We start from the raw sequence: 581 nt of genomic DNA on the forward strand, positions 1-581 counted from the left end.
ATGTCTTCGAAAAAGGTCATGGTAAGGATGTGATTTCCGACAGCGCTTACCAGGCAGACCATACCGATACGCTGCGCTTCAACGGTGCCAAGTTTGCCGAAGCTGTATTTACCCGTTCGGGCAACAACCTGGTCATCAAAGCCTACGGTAGTGAAGATGCCGTAACCGTACAAGGTTATTTCGATAGCAGTTCCTACCGCTACTACGACTTTGCCTTTGACGACAAAACCGTTACCGCCAAAGACATGGCCGGTATGAAGATAGAAGGCGTCGGTACCGATGGCAACGAACGCCTCTATGGCTGGGATACCACCGATGTGCTGGACGGCGGCAAAGGCAACGACTACCTGGACGGCTATAACGGCGATGACCTGCTCAAAGGCGGGGAAGGCAACGACAGCCTTTACGGCGGCGAAGGAGCCGATACGCTGGAAGGCAATGCGGGCAATGATTACCTGAGTGGTGAGAAAGGTGCCGATATCCTCAAAGGCGGCGAAGGCAACGATGAATTGCGCGGTGGCGAAGGCAGCGACATTCTGAACGGCGGAGCCGGAGACGACAGACTGTACGGTGGCGACAGC

1 protein-coding gene is annotated in these 581 nt (G+C 55.1%); it reads left to right on the forward strand.

Features of this window, described 5'->3' with window-relative positions:
- Positions 1–581 (forward strand): calcium-binding protein (locus tag HMPREF2596_RS04940; protein ID WP_283140404.1); only part of this gene is annotated, 581 nt, incomplete at both ends.

Origin of the sequence: Neisseria sp. HMSC078C12, assembly GCF_001838065.1 — a bacterium.
Classification (GTDB): Bacteria; Pseudomonadota; Gammaproteobacteria; order Burkholderiales; family Neisseriaceae; genus Neisseria.